16 protein-coding genes are annotated in these 17,924 nt (G+C 67.3%); 9 read left to right on the top strand and 7 right to left on the bottom strand.

The genetic code is table 11. From position 1 onward, the window contains the following. Positions 1-30 precede the first annotated feature (30 nt). The 3 genes from AC0J42_RS29390 to AC0J42_RS29380 form a co-directional block, all read right to left on the bottom strand. Positions 31-909 carry a hypothetical protein gene (locus AC0J42_RS29390; protein WP_473004812.1) on the bottom strand — a complete coding sequence of 293 codons (879 nt, stop codon included), beginning with the start codon at positions 907-909 and terminating at the stop codon, positions 31-33. 110 nt (positions 910-1,019) lie between these two features. Continuing rightward, entirely contained in the window at positions 1,020-2,111 is a 1,092-nt protein-coding gene (locus AC0J42_RS29385; RefSeq protein ID WP_473004810.1) for a FliC/FljB family flagellin, read from the bottom strand. Positions 2,112-2,151: 40 nt separating this feature from the next. Further along, positions 2,152-2,337 carry a hypothetical protein gene (locus AC0J42_RS29380; RefSeq protein ID WP_473004809.1) on the bottom strand — a complete coding sequence of 62 codons (186 nt, stop codon included), beginning with the start codon at positions 2,335-2,337 and terminating at the stop codon, positions 2,152-2,154. 15 nt (positions 2,338-2,352) lie between these two features. On the opposite strand from AC0J42_RS29380, the gene AC0J42_RS29375 reads away from it, so the two are divergent. Both AC0J42_RS29375 and AC0J42_RS29370 read left to right on the top strand, forming a co-directional pair. Beyond that, a complete protein-coding gene (locus tag AC0J42_RS29375) occupies positions 2,353-3,165 on the top strand; it encodes a motility protein A (RefSeq protein WP_473004808.1) in 813 nt (270 codons plus the stop codon). After that, positions 3,162-3,935: an OmpA/MotB family protein gene (locus tag AC0J42_RS29370; protein ID WP_473004806.1), complete on the top strand. Its 774-nt coding sequence runs from the start codon at positions 3,162-3,164 to the stop codon at positions 3,933-3,935. The genes AC0J42_RS29375 and AC0J42_RS29370 overlap by 4 nt, the downstream gene beginning before the upstream one ends. On the opposite strand, the gene cadR is transcribed toward AC0J42_RS29370, so the two are convergent. After that, on the bottom strand, positions 3,906-4,355 hold the full coding sequence (gene cadR, locus AC0J42_RS29365; protein WP_473004805.1) for a Cd(II)/Pb(II)-responsive transcriptional regulator: 450 nt from the start codon (positions 4,353-4,355) through the stop codon (positions 3,906-3,908). The genes AC0J42_RS29370 and cadR overlap by 30 nt on opposite strands. Before the next feature lie 82 nt (positions 4,356-4,437). Between cadR and AC0J42_RS29360 the strand changes: the two genes are divergently transcribed. The 6 genes from AC0J42_RS29360 (at position 4,438) to AC0J42_RS29335 (ending at position 12,810) form a co-directional block, all read left to right on the top strand. Continuing rightward, positions 4,438-6,696, top strand: a complete 2,259-nt coding sequence (locus AC0J42_RS29360) for a heavy metal translocating P-type ATPase (RefSeq protein WP_473004804.1) — start codon at positions 4,438-4,440, stop codon at positions 6,694-6,696. 10 nt (positions 6,697-6,706) lie between these two features. Next, a complete protein-coding gene (locus AC0J42_RS29355; protein WP_416421413.1) occupies positions 6,707-7,570 on the top strand; it encodes a LysR family transcriptional regulator in 864 nt (287 codons plus the stop codon). 227 nt (positions 7,571-7,797) lie between these two features. Next, on the top strand, positions 7,798-8,859 hold the full coding sequence (locus AC0J42_RS29350) for a putative 2-aminoethylphosphonate ABC transporter ATP-binding protein (RefSeq protein ID WP_473004803.1): 1,062 nt from the start codon (positions 7,798-7,800) through the stop codon (positions 8,857-8,859). A gap of 1 nt (position 8,860) precedes the next feature. Next, positions 8,861-10,573, top strand: a complete 1,713-nt coding sequence (locus AC0J42_RS29345; protein ID WP_473004802.1) for a putative 2-aminoethylphosphonate ABC transporter permease subunit — start codon at positions 8,861-8,863, stop codon at positions 10,571-10,573. Between the two features lie 41 nt (positions 10,574-10,614). After that, positions 10,615-11,640 (top strand): putative 2-aminoethylphosphonate ABC transporter substrate-binding protein, encoded by a 1,026-nt coding sequence (locus tag AC0J42_RS29340; protein WP_416421410.1) that lies wholly within the window; start codon positions 10,615-10,617, stop codon positions 11,638-11,640. Between the two features lie 18 nt (positions 11,641-11,658). Beyond that, positions 11,659-12,810, top strand: a complete 1,152-nt coding sequence (locus AC0J42_RS29335) for a TIGR03364 family FAD-dependent oxidoreductase (RefSeq protein WP_473004801.1) — start codon at positions 11,659-11,661, stop codon at positions 12,808-12,810. A 102-nt stretch (positions 12,811-12,912) separates the two neighbouring features. On the opposite strand, the gene AC0J42_RS29330 is transcribed toward AC0J42_RS29335, so the two are convergent. Then, positions 12,913-14,277, bottom strand: a complete 1,365-nt coding sequence (locus AC0J42_RS29330) for a DUF3482 domain-containing protein (RefSeq protein ID WP_473004800.1) — start codon at positions 14,275-14,277, stop codon at positions 12,913-12,915. Continuing rightward, positions 14,261-15,634 carry a DUF2868 domain-containing protein gene (locus tag AC0J42_RS29325; RefSeq protein WP_473004799.1) on the bottom strand — a complete coding sequence of 458 codons (1,374 nt, stop codon included), beginning with the start codon at positions 15,632-15,634 and terminating at the stop codon, positions 14,261-14,263. The genes AC0J42_RS29330 and AC0J42_RS29325 overlap by 17 nt, the downstream gene beginning before the upstream one ends. A gap of 71 nt (positions 15,635-15,705) precedes the next feature. On the opposite strand from AC0J42_RS29325, the gene AC0J42_RS29320 reads away from it, so the two are divergent. Next, positions 15,706-16,218 (top strand): dihydrofolate reductase, encoded by a 513-nt coding sequence (locus tag AC0J42_RS29320; RefSeq protein WP_416427389.1) that lies wholly within the window; start codon positions 15,706-15,708, stop codon positions 16,216-16,218. A gap of 92 nt (positions 16,219-16,310) precedes the next feature. Here the strand turns inward: AC0J42_RS29320 and AC0J42_RS29315 are convergent, their stop codons facing one another. Further along, positions 16,311-17,702 (bottom strand): L-cystine transporter, encoded by a 1,392-nt coding sequence (locus AC0J42_RS29315; protein WP_473004797.1) that lies wholly within the window; start codon positions 17,700-17,702, stop codon positions 16,311-16,313. Positions 17,703-17,924 lie beyond the last annotated feature (222 nt).

Here is a 17,924-nt window from a genome sequence, read left to right as displayed (position 1 = left end):
CCCCGGTTGAGTGGCTGGACGAGCAGGCCGTTACCACGGCGCTGGGCTGTACTCGGCGGTGAGGGTGAAGGTGGTGGCCTCGAGGCTGGCCGCCGGCACGTAGTGGCGGGCACTCAGGTAGCGCGCGGCCTGGCCCTGGTCGATGTCGGCGAGCAGGCGGTAGGCCAGGTCGTGCAGCCCGTAGGCAGTATCGAGGGCAAAGGCCAGCTTCAGCCGCCGCTGCGCTGGCAGCTGCGCCAGGCGCGCAGGCGTCGGGATGAACAGCGCCTGCAGCGTGTGCAACTGGGTGGCGCGTGGCTCGGCCAACTGCAGGTCGGCGGGGAACTGGCTCAGGTGGCTGGGTGCATGGAAGCGGTAGAACTGCAGGCCATGCTCGGCCAGGCGCTGGCACAGCGGGCCAAACTCGAAATCGCCCGCGTGGGGGGTTAGCATCGACAGGCTGACCTGGGCCAGCAGCACCTGCTGCAACGTGGCGGCGCCATGTTCGAGGATAGCCAGGGTGTCGTGGCGGTCGTCCAGCACCAGCCAGTCCAGGGCCTTGAGCCCTTGCAGCTGGTCGAGGCGGGCGCTGCGGATAGGCAGGCGCGCCAGCACCTGGGCACCGCGCTGCAACGGCGCGGGCACCGGCACCAGCGGCTGCGGCGCGCGGCTGCTGCTTTGGCGCGGGTCCAGGCAGGCGTGCAGGGTCAGCGGGCGGCCATCGCCCAGGGCCACGCCGTTGATCATCTGCACTTCGGGGTGGTCGGCCAGCGGCGAGCCGTGCAGCAGGCTGGCGGGGTCGAAAATGATGACGCTCAGGGCGTCCAGGGCCATCAACTCGGCGAAGTCGGGGCGGCTGGCAAGGCCGGCGCCGTGGTCGAGGGTGACCAGGCGGCCCTGGAAATTCCAGTTGAAGGTGATCGCCGTCATGGTCCGGTGGTCCTGAAGGAATTCTGTGGGAAAGCCAAGGGTAGGGCGCGCGGCCCTGGGGTGAAGCGGCAAGAACAGGCCCGCCACGGGGCCTGTTCCGCTTATGGCGCTTATTGCAGCAGCGACAGCATTTGTTGCGGAGTGGAGTTGGCTTGCGCCAGTACCGAGGTACCTGCCTGTTGCAGGATCTGGGCGCTGGTCATGGCCGAAACTTCAGTGGCGTAGTCGACGTCTTCGATACCCGAACGTGCCGAGGTCAGGTTGGTCTCGGTGGTGGAGATGTTGGAGATCGCCGAGTCGAACCGGTTCTGCACCGCACCCAGGTCCGAACGCATGGAGTCCACGGTGTTCAGCGCCGAGTCCAGGGTGGTCAGGGTGTTGGTGGACTTCTTGGTCACTTCGTTGTCAGTGTCGATGCTCACCGAGACCGTGGCGGTGGAGCCGCTGCCGTCGACGGTCACGTCGGCGGCGTAGTAAGTGGCAGTCGAACCGCTGCCTACTTGCAGGAAGTAGTCGCCGTCGTCGTCCTGCACCAGGGTGCCGCCGGTGGAACCGCTGCCGCCGTAGGTGATGGCCTTGCCCGACTTGTCGGTGATGGTGGTGTTGGTGCTGGACAGCGTCATCGAGGCGCCGCCTTCGTCTTCCACCGAAGCGCTGCTCAGCGAGCCGTCGTAGCCGTTGACGTTGAAGCCGCTCAGGCCCAGGGTGGAGCTGTTGATTTCGCTCAGCTTGATGTCGATGGTCTCGCCATCGTTGGCGCCTACCTGGATGGTGATGGTCTGGTCGGAGTCCAGCACGCTCACGCCGTTGAACGCGGTCTGCGAGGAGATACGGTCGATCTCGTCCAGGCGCTGGGTGATTTCATCCTGGATCGACTGCAGGTCGGACTGCGAGTTGGTGCCGTTGGCAGCCTGTACCGACAGCTCACGAATACGCTGCAAGTTGTCGTTCACCTCGTCCAGCGCGCCTTCAGTGGTCTGCGCCAGGGAGATGCCGTCGCTGGCGTTGCTGCTGGCCTGGTCCAGGCCGGTGATCTGCGAGCTCATGCGGTTGGCAATGGCTTCACCGGCGGCGTCGTCGGAGGCGCTGTTGATTTTCAGGCCCGAGGACAGGCGTTCGATGGAAGTGCTCAGGGAGCTTTCCGACGAACTCAGGTTCTTCTGGGCGATCATCGACGTGATGTTGGTATTAATGACGGACATGCTGCACTTCCTTCTGTGTAGGGGCCTGGAACCCAGGGTTTCAGCGGCTTTGGCCTAACCCTTGGGTTTTAACCGCGAAGATCGGCACCACCCCTTCCACCTTTAGAAATGCCCGAAAATTTTTTCCCCGGCGGCGTTCGTCGCTGGATTTCGACGGGAAAAAGGGCTGTGTTAGCGGCATTGAATCCACCACGCGCGCGCTATAAAACCGGCCGTTGCTGTTCATTTACCGGAGCCCGTGATGAATCCCTCGACCCTGATCGGCCTGTTGTCAGGCCTGGGCCTGCTGGCCTTGCTGTTGCTGTTTTCGGCGCAACACCCGCTGATGTTCCTTGACCTGCCGAGCCTGGGCATCGTGCTGATCGGCACCTTTGCTGCCACCTGCCTGAGCTACCCGCTGAGCGAGGTGCGCCGGGTGCTGGGGCTGTTCGCCACGGTGATCCGCAAGGAGCCGGTGCATGCCCATGACGACATCGAGCAGCTGGTGAGCATGGCGCGGCTGTGGGTGGACGACGACCTGCGGGCGGTGGAGAAGGTGCTGGCAAACACCCGCAACCCCTTCCTGCGCTCGGGCGTGCAGTTGGTCATCGACAAGACCCCGGAAGCCGAGATCATCGAGCTGCTGCAATGGCGCATCGTGCGCATGCGCGCCAAGGAACGCGCCGAGGCGCAGCTGTTCCGGGTGATGGCCAGCTATGCGCCGGCGTTCGGCATGCTCGGCACCCTGGTGGGGCTGGTGAACCTGATGTTCGTGCTGGGCGACGGCGACATGGTCACCATCGGCCACCAGATGTCGGTAGGCCTGATGACCACCCTGTATGGCGTGCTGCTGGCCAACCTGGTGCTCAAGCCAGTGGCGGTGAAGCTGGAGCGGCGCACCGAGCAGCGCGTGCTGCTGATGAACATGGTGATCCAGGGCGTGGCGATGATGTGCAACAAGCGCAGCCCCGGCCTGATCCGCGAGACCCTGGGCACCTTCGTCAGCCACCACCCCGACGAGATCCGCGAACAGCTGCGCATCACCCCGCGCCTGGGCGAGAGCGCCCGCCCATGAGCCGGCCACTGGAGGCCCTGGGGCGCACGGGCGGCGAGGGCGACGACGACAGCTGGATGATGACCTACCTGGACATGATGACCCTGCTGCTGGTGGTGACCATGGCGATGTTGGCGATTACCACGCGCCTGCACGGCAACCCGCCGCCAACCGTGGCGCCGCTGCCGTTCATGGGCCAGGGCCTGCTGCCCCACGGCCTGGCGCTGCTGGGGCGGCCGCAGGTGGTGAAGCCGGTGCTGGCCACGGTGCCAAAGGCCGAGCCTGCGCCCGCGCCGCCTGCACCACCGCCGTTGCCGACCACCGAGGACCTGGCAAAAAACCTGGGCATCGACGCCCTGGGCAAGGACATCCAGGTGGATATTTCGCAGAAGACGGTGAGCTTTCGCCTGAGCAGCGAGCTGCTGTTCGAGTCCGGCCAGGCTGACCTGAGCCGCGCGGGCATCGGTGCCTTGCAGCAGTTGCTGCCGGTGCTGGGCAAGAACAGCCAGCCGATCCTGGTGGAAGGCCACACCGACGCCGAGAAGATCCAGAACCCGCGTTTCCCGTCCAATTGGGAGCTGTCCAGCGCCCGCGCTGCCAGCGTGGTGCGCTACCTGCAGGGCAACGGCGTCGATGGCCAGCGCCTGCGCGCGGTGGGCTTTGGCGATACCCATCCGTTGGCGGATAACGCCACGGTGGCCGGGCGGGCTGAAAACCGCCGGGTAGAAGTGGTGCTGGAAGCCGTGCCCAGCCCGCCACCGTCAGTGGCCGTGGCTGCGGCCCACATGTGAGTGTTCGGCCTCGGGCGCTGTCACCGCGCCGTTGACCTCCAGGCGCTGGAGAATGCCGCACTGGTCGTTCTCGCCCACGGTGCCGCAGCGCTGGCGCAGTTCCAGCAGCTGGGCTTGCAGGGCCTGCAAGCCGTCGATGCGCGCACGCACGTGGTGGATGTGCTCGTCGATCAGGGTGTTGACGCTTGCGCACTGGTCCTGGGGGCTGTCGCGCAGGGTCAGCAGGCTGCGGATTTCGTCCAGGGTCATGTCCAGGGTGCGGCAGTTGCGGATGAACGTCAGCCGCTCGACGTGGGCCTGGGTGTAGAGCCGGTAGTTGCCGTCGCTGCGGGCGGGCGGCGGCAGCAATTGCTCGCGCTCGTAGTAGCGGATGGTCTCGACCTGGCAGTCGGTGGCCTTGGCCAGTTCGCCGATTTTCATGGCTGCGCCCTCCAAAGGTGCTTGACCCTATAGTGGCTACAGGGTGTTCACTTGGCAACAGGCACTTTACCGGACCTGACCAATGAGCCAGCAGCCAACCCATAGCCACAAGCATGACCACGGCCACGCCCATGAGCACGCCGCCATTCGCGGCCACGCCCACGGCGGCAGCTGCTGCGCCAGCGACCAGCCGGCGCCGGCCGCTACCGTGCGCCTGAGCGCCACGGCCAGTGCCGACGCGCGCCTGAGCCGCTTCCGCATCGAGCAGATGGACTGCCCCACCGAGCAGACCCTGATCCAGAACCGCCTGGGCAAGCTGGCCGGCGTCGAGGCGCTGGAGTTCAACCTGATCAACCGGGTGCTGGGCGTTCGCCACTCGTTAGCCGGCGATGAGGTGATTATCGAGGCCATTGCGGGCCTGGGCATGAGCGCCGAGCCCCTGGATGCCCAAGGCCAGGCCAGCCCTGAAGCGCCGGCACCGGTGCGCAAGCCCTGGTGGCCGCTGGCGCTGTCGGGCGTTGCCGCGGTGGCCTCGGAAATCGCCCATTTCAGCGGCCTGGCGCCCAGCTGGTTGATCGCCGGGCTGGCGTTGCTGGCGATTGCCAGTGGCGGCCTGACCACCTACAAGAAGGGCTGGATTGCCCTGAAGCACCGCAACCTGAACATCAACGCGCTGATGAGCATCGCCGTCACCGGCGCAGTGCTGATCGGCCAGTGGCCGGAAGCGGCCATGGTGATGTTCCTGTTCACCGTGGCCGAGCTGATCGAGGCGCGCTCCCTCAGCCGCGCGCGCAACGCCATCGGCGGCTTGCTGCAACTGACCCCCGAACAAGCGACCGTGCGCCAGGCCGACGGCCAGTGGCTGGAACTGGACGCCCGCAAGATTGCCCTGGACGCTGTCGTGCGGGTGCGCCCTGGCGAGCGCATTGCCCTCGATGGCGAAGTAGTCAGCGGGCAATCCAGCGTCGATCAGGCGGCCATCACCGGCGAAAGCCTGCCGGTGGAGAAGGCGGTGGGCGACAAGCTGTTCGCCGGCACCATCAACCAGGCCGGCGCCCTGGAATACCGGGTGACCGCGCTGGCCAGCAACTCCACCCTGGCGCGCATCATTCATGCCGTGGAACAGGCCCAGGGTGCCCGCGCCCCAACCCAGCGCTTTGTGGATAACTTCTCCCGGGTGTACACCCCGGCGGTGTTCGCCCTGGCCCTGGCCGTGGCGGTGCTGCCGCCGCTGTTCATGGCCGGCGCCTGGTTCGACTGGATCTACCGCGCGCTGGTGCTGCTGGTGGTCGCCTGCCCGTGCGCGCTGGTGATCTCCACCCCGGTGACCATCGTCAGCGGCCTGGCCGCGGCGGCGCGCAAGGGCATCCTGATCAAGGGCGGGGTGTACCTGGAAGGTGGCCACAAGCTGGACTTCCTGGCGCTGGACAAGACCGGCACGCTGACCCATGGCAAACCGGTGCAGACCGACTTCGTGCCGCTGGACCCTGCCTATGCCGCCACTGCCGAGCAGATCGCCGCCAGCCTGGCCGCGCGTTCCGACCACCCGGTGTCCCAGGCCATTGCCCGCCCGGCGCTGGAAGCCGGCGAGGCGCTGCTGGAGGTGACGGACTTCCAGGCCCTGGCCGGGCGTGGCGTGAGCGGTAGCGTCAACGGCCAGCTGTACCACCTGGGCAACCACCGCCTGGTGGAAGAGCTGGGCCTGTGCTCGCCGCAACTGGAGGCCCAGCTGGACGTGCTGGAGCGCCAGGGCAAGAGCGTGGTGCTGTTGCTGGACGCCAGCGGCCCGCTGGCCTTCTTCGCCGTGGCCGACACCCTCAAGGACAGCAGCCGCGAGGCCATCGCCCAGCTGCACGCCCTGGGCATCAAGACCCTGATGCTGACCGGCGACAACCCCCACACTGCCAGCGCCATCGCCGCCCAGGTTGGTATCGACCAGGCCCGTGGCAACCTGCTGCCTGCCGACAAGCTGCAGGCCATCGAAGAGCTGTATGCCCAGGGCCACCGGGTGGGCATGGTCGGCGACGGTATCAACGACGCGCCGGCCCTGGCCCGCGCCGAGCTGGGCTTCGCCATGGCAGCGGCGGGCACCGACACTGCCATCGAGACCGCCGACGTGGCGCTGATGGACGACGACTTGCGAAAAATCCCGACGTTCGTCAGGCTCTCGCGCCAGACCCGGTCGATACTGATGCAGAACATCGTGTTGGCGCTGGTGATCAAGGCCGTGTTCCTGGCAATGACCTTTGCCGGGGTGGCAACGATGTGGATGGCGGTGTTCGCCGATATGGGCGTCAGCCTGTTGGTGGTCTTCAACGGGTTGAGGCTGCTGCGCAAGTAATGAGGTGGTGATGCTGAGTGCCGAGCTGAAGGCGTTTTACATGGTGGCCCGGCTGGGCAGCATCACCCTGGCGGCGAAAAAACTGGGCCTCAGCCAGCCCACCGTGACCACGCAGATCCGCCACCTGGAAAGCCAGTACGCGGTGGAGCTGTTTTACCGCGGCGGCCGTCGCCTGACCCTGAGCGACGACGGCGCGCGCCTGCTGCCCATGGTCAAGGCGCTGCTGCAGCAGGAAGCCGACATCGAGTTCTTCCTGCGCAACAGCGGCCAGGGCGAGGGCGCCCTGCGCATCGCTGCCACGGCGCCTTACTACATCCTCGACCTGGTGAAGATCTTCCGCGAGCGCCTGCCCCAGGTGGAGGTGTCGATGGAGATCGGCAACTCCCAGCAGGTGCTGGAAATGCTCGAGGACTACCGCGTGGACCTGGCCGCGTCCTCGCAGCTGGTGGACGACGCCCGGCTGATCCGCCGGGTGCTGGGCACCGACCCGCTGGTGCTGGCGGTGCACCGGCATCACCCCTTGGCGGTGCACAACCAGGTGCCGCTCAGCGCCCTGGCCGGGCAGTGCCTGCTGATGCGCGAGCGCGGCTCCACCACCCGCAGCCTCACCGAGCAGTGGATGAAAGATGAGCAGGTGGCCATTGGCACGGTGCTGGAGATCGGCAGCCGCGAGTCGATCCGCGAGGCGGTGCTGCGCAACATCGGCGTCAGCCTGATCGCCCGCCACGAGGTGCCGCACAACCCCGAGCTGAAGGTGCTGACCATCGACAACGCGCCGGTGATGCACGAATACCTGTACTGCCTGAAAGAACGCCGCCAGGCGCGGCTGCCGGCTGCGTTCCTGGGCCTGGCCCAGGAAGTCTCGTCCCTCTGATGAATCTGTAGCAGTGGTCGCTTTTGTGGGAGCTGGCTTGCCAGCGAGTTGTTAAACGCCCAAAAGCTCGCTGGCAAGCCAGCTCCCACAAAAGACGGGGTTTTGCGGGATCCGTTGTTACAACCCAAATCCGCCAATACCACTATCGGCAGCTTTTGCCCTACTGCCACAGGACGTTCGCATTCGCTGCCTAGGATGGCCCCCATCTGCTAGATGAGGTCCCGTCCATGAACCATTCCCCTGCTAACGGCGCGCACATGTCCGTGCGTGGTATCCACAAGCGCTTTGGCGCCTTCACCGCGCTCAACGACGTCTCGCTGGACGTTGCCGCCGGTGAGCTGGTGTGCCTGCTGGGCCCGTCGGGCTGCGGCAAGACCACGCTGCTGCGCTGCATTGCCGGCCTGGAGCGCCAGGACCGGGGCCAGCTGTACATCGGCGACCGCGACATCTCCCAGCTGCCGCCCCAGGGCCGCGACTACGGCATTCTGTTCCAGTCCTACGCGCTGTTCCCCAACCTCAACGTCGAGGCCAACATTGCCTACGGCTTGTCGGGCCAGAGCCGTGACCAGGTGCGCAAGCGTGTCGGCGACATGCTGGAGCTGGTGGGCTTGTTGGGCAGCGAGAAGAAATTCCCCGGCCAGCTGTCCGGCGGCCAGCAGCAGCGCGTGGCCTTGGCCCGCGCCCTGGCGCCGTCGCCGTCGCTGTTGCTGCTGGACGAACCCATGTCGGCCCTCGACGCCCGGGTGCGCGAGCACCTGTGCACCGAGCTGCGCCAGCTGCAACGCCAGCTGGGTATCACCACGCTGATGGTTACCCACAACCAGGACGAGGCCATGCTGATGGCCGACCGCATCGCCGTGATGAACAACGGCCAGGTCGAGCAGTACGCCACCGCCCAGGAGATCTACGACAAGCCGGCCACGCCGTTCGTCGCCGAGTTCGTCGGCCAGGGCAACTGGCTGCCGTTCCAGCGTAGCAGCGACAGCCATGCACAGGTGGGCGGGATGAACATGCGCCTGGCCCCCGATGCCAGCCGCGCCAACAGCGGCCGGCTGTTCTGCCGCCCGGAGGCCATCAGCGTCAACCCGCCGGTGCACGAGGAAAACCTGTTCCAGGCGCGGGTGCGCGAGATCACCTTCCTGGGCAACCGCTGCCGCATGAGCTTCGAGTTCAACCAGTTCCCCGGCCACGCGCTGCTGGCCGAAGTGGCCCCCGAATCCATGCCGCGCCTGGGCAGCCCGGACATCTGGGTAGCCCTGCCGCCGCGCAGCCTCCAGGTGTTCGCCTGAGATGGCCGCGCAGATGAGCCTGCCGGTGATGGACGCGAAAGCGCCGGCCCAGTCTTCGTCGGCTGCCCTGGGTGACCGTCTGTTCGTGGTCGGCGGCAAACTGCTGTTGCTGGCGTTCCTCTGTGTGGCAGTGCTGATGCCGCTGCTGGCGATCTTCTGGCGCGGCTTCACCCCGGTGGCCGGCGGCGGCTGGGCGGCGGCACAAGACCTGGTGGCCAGCGACAATTTCCATTGGCTGCTGGGCAATAGCCTCAAGGTGTCGTTCAGCGTGGCCGCCATCGTCGTGCCGCTGGCCTACCTGTTCGCCTACGCCCTGCAACGCACGTTGATCCCCGGCAAGGCGGTGTGGCGTGGCATATCCCTGCTGCCGCTGCTGGCGCCGTCGATGCTGCCGGGCATTGCCCTGGTCTACCTGTTCGGCAACCAGGGCCTGCTGCGCGGGCTGGTGGCTGACAATATCTACGGTTTCTGGGGCATCGTCCTGGGCGAGGTGATCTACACCTTCCCGCATGCGCTGATGATTCTGCTGTCGGCCCTGTCGTTGGCCGATGCGCGGCTGTTCGACGCCGCCTCGAGCATGGGTGCCAGCCCCTGGCGCGCCTACCGCAGCATCACCTGGCCGGCCACGCGCCAGGCGGTGTTCGCGGCGTTCTGCCTGGTGTTCACCCTGACCATCACCGATTTCGGCGTGCCCGTAGTGGTGGGCGGCGACTATCAGGTGTTGGCGCTGGAAGCCTACAAGGCGGTGGTGGGCCAGCAGCAATTTGGCCGCGGCGCCTTGATCGGCATGATCCTGCTGCTGCCGGCGCTGTTCAGCTTCGGCGTCGACGCCTGGCTGCGCCGCCGTCACGGCGAGGCCATGAACGGCCGCGCCCAGGTGTTCCGCCCAGCGCCTTCGCGGCTGCGCGATGGCTGCTACCTGGTAGTGGTGCTGCTGGTGTGTGCGGCGCTGCTGCTGGTGGTGGGTATGGCGGTGTACTCGTCGCTGGTGAAGTTCTGGCCCTACAACCTGTCGCTGTCGCTGGTGCATTACCAGTTCAACACCACCGCCGGCGGCGGCTGGCTGGCCTACAGCAACAGCGTGAAGATGGCCGTGGGCACGGCGCTGATCGGCAGCGCGGTGATTTTCACCGGCGCCTACCTGATGGAAAAAACCCAGGGCCTGCGCCGCCTGAACCTGCTGCTGCGCATGCTCAGCTTCGTGCCCATGGCCGTGCCCGGCCTGGTGCTGGGCCTGGGCTACGTATTCTTCTTCAACCTGGGCGGCAACCCGCTGCATGTGTTCTACGGCACCATGACCTTGCTGGTCGTGTGCACCGTGGCCCACTACATGACCACCGCGCAAATGACCGCCACTACGGCCCTGCGCCAGCTGGACGGCGAGTTCGAAGCCGCGGCGCTGTCGCTCAAGGCGCCGCTGTACCGGCATTACCTGCGGGTGACCGTGCCCATCTGCCTGCCGGCGCTGCTGGACATCATCCGCTACCTGTTCGTCTCGGCCATGACCACGGTGTCGGCGGCCATCTTCCTCTACAGCCCCGACACCATCCTGGCGGCGGTGGCGGTGCTGAACATGGACGACGCCGGCAACGTTGGCGGCGCCGCGGCCATGTCCACCTTGATTCTGCTGACCTCGGCCGCCGTGTCGCTGCTGCTGGCCTGGGCCTCGCGCGGCTTGCTGCGCCGGTCCCAGGCCTGGCGCCAGGGCCTTTGATTGCACACCCACTGACCTCCAACTGACTCAGGAACCGCACCATGTTCAAGCCACTTGCTCTTGTCGCTGCCGTTGTTGCCGCTTTCAGCCTGCAGGCCAGCGCAGCCACTACCCAACTGACCGTCTACACGGCCCTGGAGCCGGAGCAGCTGACCACCTACAAGGACGCGTTCGAGAAAGCCAACCCCGACATCGAGATCAAGTGGGTGCGTGACTCCACCGGTATCGTCACCGCCAAGCTGCTGGCCGAGAAAGACCGCCCGCAGGCCGACGCGGTGTGGGGCCTGGCGGCCTCCAGCCTGGCCATCCTCGACCAGCAGGGCATGCTCGAAGCCTACTCGCCGAAAGACCTGGGCAAGATCGGCGCGAACTACCGTGACGCCGCCAACCCACCCAAGTGGGTAGGCATGGACGTGTGGGCCGCCACCATCTGCTTCAACACCGTGGAAGCCGAGAAGCAGGGCCTGACCAAGCCGGTGAGCTGGCAGGACCTGACCAAGCCCGAGTACAAGGGCAAGATCGTGATGCCGAACCCGGCCTCGTCGGGCACCGGCTTCCTGGACGTCAGCGCCTGGCTGCAGACCTACGGCGAGAAGCAGGGCTGGAAGTACATGGACGACCTGCACCAGAACATCGGCCAGTACGTGCACTCCGGCTCCAAGCCCTGCAAGCTGGCGGCCTCGGGCGAGTTCCCGATCGGCATCTCGTTCGAATACCCGGCCGTGCAGCTCAAGCGCCAGGGCGCGCCGCTGGACATCATCCTGCCGAAGGAAGGCCTGGGCTGGGAAATCGAAGCCACCGCAGTGATCAAGGGCACCCCTCATGAAGAAGCCGCGAAGAAACTCGCCGACTTCTCCGCCAGCCCCGCGGCCATGGAACTGTACAAGGAAAACTTCGCCGTGCTGGCCCAGCCGGGCATCGCCAAGCCGCAGACCGAACTGCCGGCCGACTACGAACAGCGCCTGATCAAGAACGACTTCAGCTGGGCGTCGAAGAACCGCGACAGCATCCTGACCGAATGGCGCAAGCGCTATGACGGCAAGTCCGAGAAGGTTGCGGCCCAGTAATTCCAGGGAGGCGTTCCCATGACCCAACACAGCGACATGCTCATCGTCGGCGCCGGCATCCTGGGCTTGTCCCATGCCTACGCCGCCGCCAGGCGCGGCCTCAAGGTCCGCGTGTTCGAACGCAGCGCCACGCCCCTGGGGGCGTCGGTGCGCAATTTCGGCCAGGCGCTGGTCACCGGCCAGCCCGTGGGCCAGATGCATGCCCTGGCCAAGGCCAGCCGCAGCCTGTGGGCGCACTGGGCCGAGCAGGCCGGGTTCGCCCTGAAACGCAACGGCTCCCTGCTGTTCGCCCGCAACGAGCTGGAACACCAGTTGCTCGAGCGCTTCTGCGCCGAGCGCGCGGTGGAGCACGGCTACCGGGTGGAGCTGTTGCAGGGCGAGGCCCTGAACCAGTTGTACAACGGCCAGTTCCGCCACCACCACGCGGCCTTGCTGGGGCTGGATGACCAGCAGCTGTATTCGCGTGAGGCGATTCCGGCGCTGGTGGAGTTCCTGCGCGGGCAGGGCGTGGAGTTCCACTTCTCCACCCTGGTGCGCGACGTGGAACCGGGCAAGCTGCGCAGCACGGCGGGCACCTTTACCGGCTCGCACATTGTGGTGTGTTCGGGCCACGACTACCAGACCCTGCTCAGCGACGCCATGGCGGCCTTGCAGCCGCAGGTGTGCCGCCTGCAGATGCTGCGCGTGCGCCCGCAGTTCGAACTGGACCTGCAGCAGGCGGTGCTCACCGGCTTGAGCTGCCTGCACTACGGCGCGTTCGAGGGCCTGCCGGAGACCCGGGCCCTGCAGGCCCAGGTGCAGCAGGACAGCCCGCACCTGGTGGAGCAGGGCATTCACCTGTTGGTCAGCCCCACGCCGTACCGCGAGCTGATCATCGGCGACTCCCACCACTATGGCCGTGACGCGTCGCCGTTCAACGCCGAACAGGTGGATGACTGGATGATCGAGCTGGCCGAGCACACGCTGGGTGGCAAGCTCAAGGTGGTGGAGCGCTGGCAGGGCGTGTATGGCGCCAAGGGCAGCAAGCCGTTCTCGTTGCTGCGGGTGGCGCCGGGCTTGAGTTCGGCGCTGATGCACACGGGCGTGGGCATGAGCGTGGGGCCGGCGCTGGCGGAGTGTAACGTTGCCGACCTGCTGGGCGAGGCCCCGCACGGCCTGGATGGCCTGTAATGAACGCGTAGCCGCTGCCGAAGGCTGCGCTGGCCCGCATGTACACCGGAGATCTTCAGTGTGGGTGATGGCCAGCGCAGCCTGTCGGCAGCGGCTACAGAGTCAGAGTTCTGTACTCAGGTGCTCGATCTGTTCGTGGCGTTCGGGCTGGTTGGGGCGCGGGTGGGGGTTGAGGGTGGACCACTGCGGGTGCGCGCGGGCCTTGCCCAGCGGTTCGGGCAGCTTGCCCTCGCGCCAGCTCTTGTCCTGGGGCACGGCGACCTCGATGCTGCCCATGGCCGCGTGCCCGCGCGCGTCCAGTGCTTCCAGCAGCTGCCGTTGGCGCAAGGCCAGCAGGCGTAGCACGTTGTCGTCCACGGTCAGCTCGCGCTGGCCCTTGAGCTTGCCCAACAGCCGGCCGCCGTAGCCGCGGGCGGTCTGCAACGCGCCGCCGGCGATGGCGCCAGCCAGGGCTGCCAGGCCCAGGGTGATACCGCCTACCAGCAGATCGACGCCGGCGCCGGCCGCCGCGCCTGCAGCTATCCCGCCCCCGACTTTCACGCCCAGCTGTTTGAGCGTCTCGGGGTTGAACAGGTCGTCGCCCCAGCGCCCGTCCAGCAGGGGCAGGTCGCTGGCGGCGGCGTCTTCCAGGCGGAAGGCGTAGAGCTTGAGCAGCGCCTGCACGCATTTCTGTTCGCGCTGGCGCACTGCTTCGCGCAGGGCGGCGATGGCAGCGTCCACGCCTTCGCGGTCGGCGGCCACGCTGCGGCGGCAGGCGGCGCAGTCGATCAACAGTTCGGCAATCAGCGCGCGTGCCCGCTGGCGGCGCGCCAGGCGCTGGGCCTGCTGGTCGTCGATCAGCCGTTGCAGGCTGGGGCGCGCATGTTCCAGCAGCAGCGCCAGGCTTTCATACAGGCGCCGCTCGCCATCTTCCGGCGGTGCCACGCTGTCGAAGCGCACCAGCGCGTGCAGGCCCAGGCGCGCCAGGGCTTCGCGCCACTGTTCCTCGCGGTGGCCGGGGCTGGCGACGAAGTTGAGCACCGGCAGCAGCGGCTTGCCGCAACCGTTGAGCACTTCCAGTTCGTCGCGGTACTTGGCCAGCACCGGCTCGCGGGCGTCGATCACGTACAGGCCGGCGTCGCTGGCCAGCAGCTGGCGCAGCACCTTGGCTTCCTGTTCGAAACGCTGGCGGGCCTCGCTGCCTTGCAGGAAGCGTTCGGTGCGCGCCGGGCCGTCCAGGCGCTCGCCGGGGCGGTCCAGGCGCTCCAGGTAGTCGAGCAGGGCGATGGCGTCTTCAAGGCCGGGGGTGTCGTACAGCTCCAGCAACGCCTCGCCGTCCACCGACAGCCGCGCGCCCTCCACGTGGCGGGTGGTGCTGGGGCGGTGGGAGACCTCGCCAAAGCCGACGTCACGGGTGAGGGTGCGCAGCAGCGAGGTCTTGCCGACGTTAGTGTGGCCGACCACGGCCAGCTTAAGAGGCTTGGTCATTGCCGGTCTCCAGCCAGGTCAGGGGCAGGCTTGCCACCACGTCGAGGCCCAGCCGGGCCAGGGCCTGGTGCCAGTCGTCGAGGCGCTCGGCATCCAGCTGCTGGCCGGCAGGCGCGGGTAGCAGCCAGATGCGGGTATGGCCGGCGCTGCGCGCCAGTTCGGCGATCAGCCCCAGGCTCCCGCGGTCGGGTGAGCGGCGCGGGTCGCAGGCGATGGCCAGGCGCGCGGCGGGATAGCGCGCCAGCTGGTCGAGCAGGCGCCGGCGTGATTCGCGGCTGTCGAGGACCCCGGCATCGCCCACCGTGGCGGGCAGGGCGGGCGGCCAGGGCTGCTGGTCATCGAGTTCCAGGCCCACCAGCAGCGCGCCGCCGGTAGTTGCCCCGGCCAGCGGCGCCGGCACTTCGTGCAACTGCGCCGGGGCGCTGTCGTTGACGCCCAGGCGTTCGCTGCTGGGCATCAGTGGCTCGCGCAGTTCGGCGTGGCCGGGCAGGCTCAGGTCCAGCTGCAAGCGCTTGCGCCCCAGGCGCCAACGCCCCCAGCAGGCCAGGGCCAGCAGCAGCCGCGGGACGATGCCGAACACCACCAGCACGCCCAACAGCCAGCCGGCCCAGGCTTGCCGAGCGCTGTCCACGGCCAGCACGCTGTCGCCGCTGGCGCGGATGGTGTCGACGTCCGGCACGTTGAAGCCCAGCAGCGCGGGCAGGGCGCCCAGGCCGCGGGTCATGGCCACGAAGGTGTCGGGGCTTAGAATGGTGGTTTCCCAGACGAAGCCGTAGCGCCGGGTGGCCAGCAACAGCAGCAGGATCACCAGCGCGCTGCCCAGGGCCAGCAGCCACAGGCCATTCACCAGCGCACCGAGCACCCAGCGGTTGAGGCGCTGGCGTTGCAACAGCACCACCAGCGCCGGGCCCAGGTGCACGGCGTTGGCGTCGCGCGCCAGCCGGGCGCTGAGCCACATCCACAGGCGGCCCAGGCTGGCCGTGTGTTCTCCGGCCAGCAGCAGGCCGCTGAGCCAGCCCAGCAGCAGAATCCAGTTCAGCCCCAGCAGGCTGCCCAGCGCCCAGAAGACGTTGACCGGGCCGTTGCCCAGGGCGGCGAAGGCCAGGCCGGCGCCGCTGAAAATAACCAGCACCGCCAGCAGCATCACGCTCAGGCGCGCGCCCTGCTTCCAGTGGCGCAGGGCGGGCAGCAGGCCGTCGCGTTCGGCCAGCCACAGGGCCCGGTGCTGCACCCGCGCGGCCAGGTCGCCGCCCTGTTGGCGGGCGCGGCGGTTGGCCTCCTGGTCGTCCAGGGGGCCGGCCTGCTCTTCGCGCAGGCGTATGGCTTCGGTAAGCCAGAGAGTGTCCAGTGCTGTCACGCCACCATCCATTGATCAAACCAGCCCAGAGCATAACCCAGCGAGGCCCCGTGCTCTGCTATCCTCGCGGGATGAAAAATACACTCCCCCTCAGCCTGATCGCGGCGCTCGCGCAGAACCGCGTCATCGGCATCGACAACAGCATGCCCTGGCACCTGCCGGGTGATTTCAAATACTTCAAGGCCACCACCCTGGGCAAGCCGATCATCATGGGCCGCAAGACCTGGGATTCGCTGGGCCGGCCGCTGCCGGGCCGGCTGAACATCGTGGTCAGCCGCCAGGAAGGCCTGGTGCTGGAAGGCGCCGAGGTGTACCCGTCGCTGGAAGCCGCCATCGCCCGCGCCGAGGCCTGGGCCCAGGCCAATGGCGCCACGGAGCTGATGTTGATTGGTGGGGCGCAGCTGTATGCGCAAGGGCTGGACCTGGCCGACCGCCTGTACCTGACCCGCGTGGCGGCCAGCCCGGCGGGCGATGCCTGGTTCCCTGAATACGACGAGACCCAGTGGCTGCTGGTCTCGAACACCGAAAACCCTGCCGTGGGCGATGCCCCGGCGTACGCCTTCGAAGTCTGGGACCGCCGCTAACCTTTCGCCGCGCCTGCCTTTGTGGGAGCTGGCTTGCCAGCGAGCTTTTCGGGGCCTCAACAGCTCGCTGGCAAGCCAGCTCCCACAAGCGTTTACCGGTGCGCCAGCTCGGCGTGCTCGTCGGCATCCAGCAGCGCCCGATCGGTCTGCTGCAACACCTGGCTGGCAATGGTGCCGGCCGTCATCGAACCGCTGACGTTCAGCGCCGTGCGGCCCATGTCGATCAGCGGCTCCACCGAAATCAGCAGCGCCACCAGCGACACCGGCAGCCCCATGGCTGGCAGCACGATCAGCGCCGCGAACGTCGCGCCACCGCCCACGCCCGCCACGCCGGCCGAGCTCAGGGTCACGATCGCCACCAGGGTGGCAATCCACATCGGGTCCAGCGGGTTGATGCCCACGGTGGGTGCCACCATCACCGCCAGCATGGCCGGGTACAGGCCCGCGCAACCGTTCTGGCCGATGGTGGCGCCGAACGAGGCGGCGAAGCTGGCGATGGCCTGCGGAATGCCCAGGCGCTGGGTTTGCGCCTCGATGCTCAGCGGGATGGTGGCCGCGCTGGAGCGGCTGGTGAAGGCGAACGTCAGCACCGGCCACACCTTGCGGAAGAAGCGCAGCGGGTGCACGCCGGCGATGCTCAGCAGCACGCCGTGCACCATGAACATCAGCGCCAGGCCGATGTACGACACCAGCACGAAGCTGCCCAGCTTGAGGATGTCCTGCAGGTTGGAGCTGGCGACCACCTTGGCCATCAGCGCCATCACGCCGTAGGGCGTCAGCTTCATAACCAGGCGCACCAGGCGGGTTACCCAGGCTTGCAGGGTCTCGATGGCGCTGACCACTTTCGCGCCTTTCTCGGCGTCATCCTTGAGCAGTTGCAGGGCGGCCACGCCGAGGAAGGCGGCGAAAATCACCACGCTGATGATCGAGGTCGGCTTGGCCCGGGCCAGGTCGGCCACCGGGTTCTGCGGCACGAAGGACAGCAGCAGCTGCGGGATGTTGAGGTCGTTGACCTTGCCCACGTAGTCGCTCTGGATCGCCTGCATGCGCGCCAGTTCCTGGGTGCCGGCCACCAGGCCCTCGGCGGTGAGGCCGAACAGGTTGGTCAGGCCCACGCCGATCAGCGCGGCAACGGCCGTGGTGAACAGCAGCACGCCGATGGTCAGGAAGCTGATCTTGCCCAGGGACGAGGCGTTGTGCAGGCGCGCCACGGCGCTGAGGATGGAGGCGAAGATCAGCGGCATCACGATCATCTGCAGCAGCTGCACATAACCGTTGCCCACCAGGTCCAGCCAGCCAATGGTGGTTTTCAGCAGCGGGCTGCCCTGGCCGTAGATGGCGTGCAGGGCGCTGCCGAACAGCACGCCCAGCGCCAGGCCGACGAGGACCTTTTTCGCCAGGCTGAATGAGGTGCGGCTGGTTTGCGCCAGGCCTAGCAGCAGGGCCAGGAACACCAGCAGGTTGAGTAGCAAGGGCAGGTTCATTGAAGCTCCAGGGGAATTGATTCCGGCGCTTGCGCCTCTGATGGGCGCTGGCCAACCACAAACTCTAACACCCTGAATTTTCTGTCATTTATACGAAGTTCGCATGAGCTAAGTCGTTTTTGGAATAAGAGGGTGGCGTTTACAGGCAAGCGCGTGGCGCGATCGGGCCCCTGGCGGTCGTGTTCGCGCCAGAGTTGTCATGAGCATTTGCTAGGGTCCGTG

The sequence above is a fragment of the Pseudomonas sp. Tav-5-1A genome (assembly GCF_055755055.1).
Note: the sequence above shows the minus strand (reverse complement) of the source record. Positions and strands in the feature narration are given on the sequence as shown.

What these genes read in the sequence shown, in the direction of transcription:
- AC0J42_RS29350 (WP_473004803.1), top strand. Translation starts at nt 7,798, where the DNA reads ATGAACCATTCCCCTGCTAACGGCGCGCACATGTCCGTGCGTGGTATC.
- cadR (WP_473004805.1), bottom strand. Translation starts at nt 4,355, where the DNA reads ATGAAAATCGGCGAACTGGCCAAGGCCACCGACTGCCAGGTCGAGACC.
- AC0J42_RS29390 (WP_473004812.1), bottom strand. Translation starts at nt 909, where the DNA reads ATGACGGCGATCACCTTCAACTGGAATTTCCAGGGCCGCCTGGTCACC.
- AC0J42_RS29330 (WP_473004800.1), bottom strand. Translation starts at nt 14,277, where the DNA reads ATGACCAAGCCTCTTAAGCTGGCCGTGGTCGGCCACACTAACGTCGGC.
- AC0J42_RS29380 (WP_473004809.1), bottom strand. Translation starts at nt 2,337, where the DNA reads ATGAACAGCAACGGCCGGTTTTATAGCGCGCGCGTGGTGGATTCAATG.
- AC0J42_RS29340 (WP_416421410.1), top strand. Translation starts at nt 10,615, where the DNA reads ATGTTCAAGCCACTTGCTCTTGTCGCTGCCGTTGTTGCCGCTTTCAGC.
- AC0J42_RS29320 (WP_416427389.1), top strand. Translation starts at nt 15,706, where the DNA reads ATGAAAAATACACTCCCCCTCAGCCTGATCGCGGCGCTCGCGCAGAAC.
- AC0J42_RS29315 (WP_473004797.1), bottom strand. Translation starts at nt 17,702, where the DNA reads ATGAACCTGCCCTTGCTACTCAACCTGCTGGTGTTCCTGGCCCTGCTG.
- AC0J42_RS29355 (WP_416421413.1), top strand. Translation starts at nt 6,707, where the DNA reads ATGCTGAGTGCCGAGCTGAAGGCGTTTTACATGGTGGCCCGGCTGGGC.
- AC0J42_RS29385 (WP_473004810.1), bottom strand. Translation starts at nt 2,111, where the DNA reads ATGTCCGTCATTAATACCAACATCACGTCGATGATCGCCCAGAAGAAC.
- AC0J42_RS29370 (WP_473004806.1), top strand. Translation starts at nt 3,162, where the DNA reads ATGAGCCGGCCACTGGAGGCCCTGGGGCGCACGGGCGGCGAGGGCGAC.
- AC0J42_RS29360 (WP_473004804.1), top strand. Translation starts at nt 4,438, where the DNA reads ATGAGCCAGCAGCCAACCCATAGCCACAAGCATGACCACGGCCACGCC.
- AC0J42_RS29375 (WP_473004808.1), top strand. Translation starts at nt 2,353, where the DNA reads ATGAATCCCTCGACCCTGATCGGCCTGTTGTCAGGCCTGGGCCTGCTG.
- AC0J42_RS29335 (WP_473004801.1), top strand. Translation starts at nt 11,659, where the DNA reads ATGACCCAACACAGCGACATGCTCATCGTCGGCGCCGGCATCCTGGGC.
- AC0J42_RS29345 (WP_473004802.1), top strand. Translation starts at nt 8,861, where the DNA reads ATGGCCGCGCAGATGAGCCTGCCGGTGATGGACGCGAAAGCGCCGGCC.